5 protein-coding genes are annotated in these 7,626 nt (G+C 47.1%); 4 read left to right on the top strand and 1 reads right to left on the bottom strand.

The window, feature by feature from the left end; all coding sequences use genetic code 11:
• On the top strand, positions 1-1,127 hold a 1,127-nt coding region (locus JGK07_RS31835), incomplete at its 5' end, for a tetratricopeptide repeat protein (RefSeq protein ID WP_293192345.1).
• Positions 1,128-1,189: 62 nt separating this feature from the next.
• The gene (locus JGK07_RS31830) at positions 1,190-1,546 is read left to right on the top strand and encodes a hypothetical protein (RefSeq protein ID WP_293199285.1); all 357 of its coding nucleotides are present in this window, start codon (positions 1,190-1,192) and stop codon (positions 1,544-1,546) included.
• A 125-nt stretch (positions 1,547-1,671) separates the two neighbouring features.
• Here the strand turns inward: JGK07_RS31830 and JGK07_RS31825 are convergent, their stop codons facing one another.
• Positions 1,672-4,233 carry a PhoD-like phosphatase gene (locus tag JGK07_RS31825; RefSeq protein WP_293243522.1) on the bottom strand — a complete coding sequence of 854 codons (2,562 nt, stop codon included), beginning with the start codon at positions 4,231-4,233 and terminating at the stop codon, positions 1,672-1,674.
• Between the two features lie 251 nt (positions 4,234-4,484).
• Between JGK07_RS31825 and JGK07_RS31820 the strand changes: the two genes are divergently transcribed.
• Entirely contained in the window at positions 4,485-6,656 is a 2,172-nt protein-coding gene (locus tag JGK07_RS31820; RefSeq protein ID WP_293178253.1) for a CBS domain-containing protein, read from the top strand.
• Positions 6,657-6,694: 38 nt separating this feature from the next.
• Positions 6,695-6,829, top strand: a complete 135-nt coding sequence (locus JGK07_RS31815; protein ID WP_293178250.1) for a hypothetical protein — start codon at positions 6,695-6,697, stop codon at positions 6,827-6,829.
• Positions 6,830-7,626 lie beyond the last annotated feature (797 nt).

The following is a 7,626-nucleotide window of genomic DNA, read 5'->3' as shown; positions in this document are numbered from 1 at the left end:
CCCTGAAAATCTGGGACACCGAGACAGGCCGGGAACTGAAAACTCTCACCGGTCATAGTGACAGGGTAAGTGCAGTGGCGATCGCACCAGACGGCAAAATAGCGATTTCCGCTTTCTTGGATCCCCTGAAAATCTGGGATTTGCTCACAGGTAAAGAGGTTGCTAGTTTCAGCGGAGAATATGGGTTTAAATGCTGTGCTTTTGCGCCTGATGGGGTGACAGTTGTAGCGGGCGATTCATGGGGACGGGTGCATTTCCTGAGATTGGAGGGAATGAAACAGGGACATAGTAGGGACACGACAATGCCGTTTCCCTACAAGCCAAATAATCCGCTTACTTTGTTTTACAAGGGTTTACTGCTGGCAAAACAAGGACAGTATGAAGCAGCGTTATCGAAATTAACTGAAGTTGCAGAATTGAGGCCGGATGCGGCTGTTGTGTGGTTTGAACTCGGTAAGGTTTTGGACAATTTGCAGCGCTGTGAAGAAGCTGTCACCAGTTTTGACAAAGCTATCGAAATAGAAGGAGAAAACCGAGAATTTTGGTTTCACCGAGGCTTGGCGTTGATGAAATGTGACAGTCAAGATGCCGCCCGCGCAAGCTGGAATCGAGCGATGAGTATCCAGCCTGATGACTGCGATTTTTGGAGCAGACAAGGCAAAGCGCTATGCAATTCAGAATGCTACGAACAAGCTATTTGCTGTTTTGATTTCGTGCTCCAAATTCAACCCGATCGAGCTTATTTATGGGTTTGGCGCGGCATTGCGCTGGGAAGGGCTGGACGCGCTGAAGAGGCAATATCCAGCTATGATAGAGCTTTAGAATTGGAACCAAATTATTGTCATATATTGCATAATCGAGCTTATACTTTGATGACATTAGGTCGCTATGAGGAAGCGATAGATTATTTGGATACAGCTTTAGAAATTAACCCGGATTATGCTAATGCTTATGGTGGCAAAGCTTGCATTTACGCCTTGCAAGATAATGTTGAGTTATCAGTGGAAAATTTGCGGCGCGCGATTGAATTGGAACCGGAAGAATATCGAGAGTTAGCGAAAATGGATGCGGATTTTGATGGGATTCGGGGTGATGCGCGGTTTCAGGAGTTGTTGTTGGGTGGTTAGAAACCCGGCGGTTGGAAACCGCGTCTACACAAACAATGTCCGCCTCCGCGGACGAAGAAATAATGGAATCTTCAACCCGCGCAGGCGGGTTTTGTCTGTGTAGCCGCGGTTTCAACCGCCGGGGTTTTTGGGTTTCAACCGCCGGGTTTTTGGTTGATGGGCGATCGCATTTTTTGTGCATGGGATTTACCGACTCCGACAAAGAAACCGGGTTTTTGGCCGAATTTGTGGCGTGCGATCGAGTATTGTCGAAAAAACCCGGTTTCTGGGGCCTCGCGATCGGGTTTTGTGTGGATGGGCGATCGGGTTTTTTGTGGATGGGCGATCGGGTTTTGTGTGGATGGGCGAATCTGTTATCGTTGAAATCCCGGCGGTTGGAAACCGCGTCTACACAAACGATGTCCGCCTCCGCGGACTAAGAAATAACGGAATCTTCAACCCGCGGAGGCGGGTTTTGTCTGTGTAGCCGCGGTTTCCAACCGCCGGGTTTCCAACCGCCGGGTTTCTGGGATTGCTTCGTTCCTCTCTTCGGACAGATTAGAAACTAATCATCCCCATCCAATCCCAACGGCACAAAATACTGACTGTAAACCACACTATCCGGTGCCCACAGCGGCCGCCAATAAACACTTTGAATCACCGCCTTCTCCCCATCACCCTCAGCAGGCCACTCAAAACTGACGATCGCAATATTGCCATAACCCACAATCTCATCACCCTCTTGCAGCCACCGATTCCGCCACAACAGCGCTATCAAATTCCACAAACGACGCAACAGTAACAACAGTTTATTTTTAGGTAATATACTTGACGAATTACCATCTTCATGCTGCAAAAACACCCGAGATCTTTGCCGCTTCATCCAGTCAACTCGATAACCCCAATCAGGCAAAGATTGCCTATCCCTCACAACAGCAGCCACAGCCTTCTTCCTGCCACGCCTCGGAATCTTCACCAACTCCAGCGGCTCATTCCATCCCAAACGTTCGTGCGATCGCTCAGGAAACAACGACTTAATCTTAGTATGAATTACATGAGTTGTCCACTCCTCATTAATAAAAGCACTAGCCGTTAACTGCGCCAAAACAGACAATCTTTGACTCGCAATTTTCAACTCTCCATTCACCCCAGATACAGACGGTAAACGCTCAATCTCAGAGCGAGAATCGCCAAAATGACAATCCGACCAATAACTCAACCGCACAGCACCAGCATAGTGGATATCCCCCGTCAAAACAATCACCCGATCGCGCTGCTTAAAAAACTCCGACAACAGCTTCACAAAAGCCAACTCATGAAAATTCCAAGCATCCCCCGCATCGGTATTAAAAACCTTTCCCTGTTCCACATCCCGCCTTTGCACCGCATCAATAATCCATAAACCCACCAAATTAGTCGGCACCACAACCAGCGTCGCCTCGATCGCAAATTCCCCAGATTTATTCAGCAACTCAGTCTCCCGCAAAGGCTGCTGAATTTGCTCATCAAAACCTTTGTGAGTCAAAAGCATCGGCGGGGCGATCGCACTTTCGGGCGGATAGCCCCGCCAAGTCCGCGTATCCAGCACAATCACCTCATGCTTAAAACTTCTCACGGTAAAATGCCAATTCAAAACCTCATCATCTCGATCCAAAATCAAAACATCTTCATCTAACTTAAACTTCGGCAAACCAGTTTCAATATCAACCGCCGGAATCCCCAAATACCCAGCAGCATCCTCCCAAACACCAACATCAGTCCCCGCCGAATCCGACCACTTTTTAGCAGCTTTTAATAACTTATCTCCTACTCTTCCATACTCGAACTGTGCGGGCGTATTTCCCCAACTCTGAAACACAGCATAAGCCAGCAAAGCATTCTGCACCACCCGGCGGCCCAGCGGCTTCCCCAACACCCGGTAACACCACTCTCGATTCAAAAAGCAATCATCGCTAACATCATGGTCATCGCAAATCATATAAGTAGAAATATTAGCCAGCGCCCGCCTCACTCGCCACAAATTGCGACAAAAACCGTCAAGTTCTACAACTTCTCTATCCCAGACTTTTGCTTGCTTAGAATCTTGACAAATATCGTTACCCTTCGGAAAACTATCGCACCAAAGCACAGGAGACCAAACTAACAAATACATCGCGCAATATTCGCCCAAACCAAACAAGTGACTTTTAGCCTTATCCGGTTTATTCACCAACATCGCCGTAAAACCGCCAAAATCTCTAGCAATATCGCTGCGAGTCCCCGGCTGCAACTCAATTGGTTTTTTGTATTCAGACTCAGCATCAGACGCTTTCTGAATTGGCGATTCTCTAAAAATTTCCCTCTCTTGGCGAATTACATTTTTCTTTTCCGATTTCTTAGGTATACTGGTACACAAATTCTTTTTTATTTGGGCATCATTCATCAGGGGCAGATTCTCTTCCCAGCCCAACAGTGTATCGCCAGCATCAGTCAAGGCCCACAGCATCGCATCGGCAACGTCATCGCCGTAAATTTGGTCACCCGTTAAAAACAGTTGGTGGGGGCGGAAATTTGCCATACCTGCAAACTGTTCGATCGAATTATCCAAGATTGGCAGCGCATCTCTGCCGTCTCCGTGGGGCTTGCGACAAGAACCGTGCACTATACGCAAATAGTTTAAATCCCTTGGTGGCAGGGCAAAAGTCGGCAACCCGTGAGCGAAATAACCGATCGTCTGCGGCCCCAAAACTGACAAATCAGCAGCAGTCGGCCACAAACAAGAAAGGAGATTTTCCTGCTCATTTTCTGGGACTCCCACCGACGGCGACTCCTGACTCCCCGCAAACTCAATGTCATAAGCATAAATTTGCCCGTATGTCAAGATATCTCTGTCGATTGGTTTAGCAGTCACGGCCGCTACGTGCAGGTATTTGCCAAGCCGCACAGTAGAGCTAGCACCTTGCAGCAAGGGCGTACCGACAATTTCACCAGTGCCGCCCTCAGTCGCATAAACCTTGAGTTTGACTTGACGGGGTGCTTTCAAAGCCAGCCAAACAGTTACGCCCCCAGTTTCAATTCGGCGCAAAATCGGGCCTGCAAGAATCAGCGGCAAATGATGAATTCGATGATTTAATGGTGTCCACGACATAGGAATTAAACAAATAAAAATTAAATAACGGGTTTTTGGCAAAGTATCTGTCAGCCGATTTGAGATTTGAGATTTACTCCATATATCAATCTGGAAGCTTGAACTAGGATCTGAAATTTGGAGCTCACCACTATAGGACTACGTGGCACGGTATCCGTTTTTCGGTTCCTTCTTCCACTTAATTAATGCTAAGTCTGTCAACTCATGTCCGCCAAATTGTAACAATTCATTAAGGAAAATTAATAATCACTATGCTACAAGAACAAGATTTACAACATTTTTTAGATTCAGTCCCCCAGCTCGCAATTAAACCACCAGCATCCCCTGTAGAACCCAACAGCGCACCGATCGATCTATCACCTTTAGATCGATCGATCGATCGCCATCCCCTGACAGTGGCTCCAGAAACACCGATCGCCGAAGTCTTGGCTCTCATGAACCCGATGCGCGTCTCCTGTCAGCTTTGTAGCGAAAAACAAAAGAGTCTTAAGAACACGGCCAAGCGCAGTTGTGTCATAGTCGTGGAGGACGATCGCCCGATCGGCATTTTTACAGAACGGGATATCGTTAAGTTAACTACTCTGGTAAATTGTGCGATCGGACTGACAATTGCTGAGGTAATGACTCACTCGCCCATTACCCTCAAACAATCCGAGTCTCAAGATATTTTCACCGCTATATTCACCTTGCGCCAGCACTCCATCCGGCACTTACCCGTAGTCGATGAGGACTCGCGACTTGTCGGAATCATCACCCGCGAAGCCATTCACGAAGCCCTACAACCAGTGAACTTGCTAGCAAATTTGCGCTGTGCGGGAGATGTCATGACAAAAGAAGTCATTTGTGCCCCAAAGACTGCCTCAGCCCTCGAATTAGCCCAGCTCATGGTCAAAAATCGATCCCATTGCGTCGTCATTGTCGAAGACCAAATTCAGCATCCACAGCGGATCGTACCAATAGAAAAGTATCAAATCCCGATCGGCATTGTCACCGAGCGCGACATCGTGCAATTTCACGCCCTCGAATTAAACCTCTCGGAAATCTCAGCGGCTGATGCCATGAGTGCGCCTTTATTTTCCATATCTGCCACCGATTCCCTCTTCCGCGCCCACCAGGAAATGCAGCGCCATTGCGTCTGCCGTTTGGTAGTAGTTGGCAGTCACGGAGAGCTTTTGGGTGTTGTTTCTCTGACAAGTTTGCCGCAAGTTTTTAACCAATCTGAGATGTACGGGACGATCGAGCTTTTGCAGCAAGCAGTAGACGATAGAGCCGCCCAATTGCAGAAAACCAACGAACTTTTACAGCAAGAAATTTTAGAGCGGCAGCGCGCCCAAGAAGCCCTGCACCAAGCTCACGAAGACTTAAAAAAACAAGTTGAAGAGCGCACCGCCCAACTTTTAGAATCAAATAAATTATTAAGACGGGATATTATCAAGCGCCAGCGAGTAGAAGAAGTGCTGCGGAAAAAGCAAACCTGCTTGAAAAATCAAGCAGAGCAATTAGAGCAAACAGTGCGGAAATTGCAGCAAACTCAAACTCAATTAGTCCACACCGAAAAAATGTCTTCTTTGGGACAAATGATTGCCGGTATCGCCCACGAAATTAACAATCCGGTTAATTTCATCTACGGCAATCTTTCCCACACGAGTCATTACATCAAAGAATTAATTCAACTATTAGAACTTTACCAGCAGCACTATCCCGAACCAGTCTCGGAAATTAGGGAAGCAGCAGCAGATATGGAAATCGATTTTTTGGTGGAAGACTTATCTAAGATCGTGTCTTCGATGCAAGTTGGCACCGATCGCATCCGCCAAATAGTCCTGTCAATGCGAAATTTTTCGCGATCGGATCGAACTAGCGTCAAATTCGTTGACATTCACGAGGGACTCGACAGCACTTTGTTGATTTTGCAGCACAGGCTCAAAGCTCACGGCGGACATCCAGGTATTCAAATTATTAAGGAATACGGCAATTTGCCCAGCGTCGAGTGCTGTGGAGGTCAGATCAATCAAGTGTTTATGAATATTATCGGCAATGCTATTGATGCTTTGGATGAAGCAATCCAGAAGGGCCAATGGAGAAAGGGAAATGGGAAAAATCCACCGCCGTTAATTCCTAGTTCTCCATTGACTCTTCCCGCAATTACAATTCGCACTGAAGTTGTTGCTGGCGATGTTGTAGCGATCCGCATTTCCGACAACGGCGGGGGCATACCGGATGAGATTTGCAGGCAACTATTTGACCCGTTTTTTACTACCAAACCAGTAGGTAAGGGGACTGGGCTGGGGCTGTCTATTTCCTATCATTTAGTTGTGGAACAGCATGGGGGGCGGCTGGAGTGCGTTTCGGAAGTTGGACTGGGGACTGAGTTTGCGATCGAGATTCCGATCGTCAGAAGGCAGTTGACAGCGGACAGTTGACAGTTGACAGCGGACAGTTGACAGCGGACAGTTGACAGTTGGCAGTTGGCAGTTGGCAGTTGGCAGTTGGCAGTTGGCAGTTGGTAGGGGCGGTGTATCTCAGTTTTGCATTTGTAGTGCTGTCGGGAGCTCGCGTATTTTACAATACGCGAGCGGGGACGCTCGCACTGTAAAAAAAATGCTTTTTGCAAAAATGCTCCCGGTAGGGGCGGTGCCCCTGTGCCCGCCCTCAGTTGACAGTTGTCAGATTTTCGGAACTCCGACACTCTCCCCAAATCTCCCACTCGGAGACTCTCGCCCTCGCCCGTCGCCGCTCAATTACTAAAAATTCACAATTTTTTACACAACACTCAAAACCGCAGCAAAATCACTCTTTCCTAATCTAAAATCTCAAATCTCAAATCCAAAATCGTCTAATTTTGGCATCCCAGGCCCAATTAACCCAACTTACTTTCCGCTTTGCCTCATCCACTAGCGCCTTTGTTCCCCCTCCACTTACCCCACAAGCCATCAACTGCACCCATCCTAGCCCCAAACCCAAAGACCGAGATTATTTGAGAAGTTAATTTTTGTTTTGTTTTTGTACCTCTTTTTATTAAGAAAGTATTCTAAAACTTAAATAAAATCTAAAATATTTATAAAAATAGATTTGTAAATCAAAAAACCAGCTAAGATGCCCAAAGATGCAAAATAAATAGAATTACTAGCATTTTCATTTCGAGAGCCCCTTTCTTTTCCTCGTAAGTTAGCTAATAATGCTTTCAACGAGCTTTCCGCACAGCAACTCCAAACTAGACAAGAATGGGATTGCGGTAAGGGCATTGGAGGAAAGGTTATTGCATTGGGGCTATCCGCTAAACACTGGACAAAAGTGGACGAGATAGCCAGTCTAAGTCTTTAACTAGGCTACGTTAGTAAGGTCACGACACCTACGAGTGCTTTCCAGCTTGTAGCTATGTCGCCGGAGATT

The sequence above is a fragment of the Microcoleus sp. PH2017_24_DOB_U_A genome (assembly GCF_020738205.1).
In the GTDB taxonomy this organism is placed as follows: Bacteria; Cyanobacteriota; Cyanobacteriia; order Cyanobacteriales; family Microcoleaceae; genus Microcoleus.
Note: the sequence above shows the minus strand (reverse complement) of the source record. Positions and strands in the feature narration are given on the sequence as shown.

Coding starts and splice junctions, on each gene's coding strand:
- JGK07_RS31825 (WP_293243522.1), bottom strand. CDS start 4,233: ATGTCGTGGACACCATTAAATCATCGAATTCATCATTTGCCGCTGATT.
- JGK07_RS31820 (WP_293178253.1), top strand. CDS start 4,485: ATGCTACAAGAACAAGATTTACAACATTTTTTAGATTCAGTCCCCCAG.
- JGK07_RS31830 (WP_293199285.1), top strand. CDS start 1,190: ATGGAATCTTCAACCCGCGCAGGCGGGTTTTGTCTGTGTAGCCGCGGT.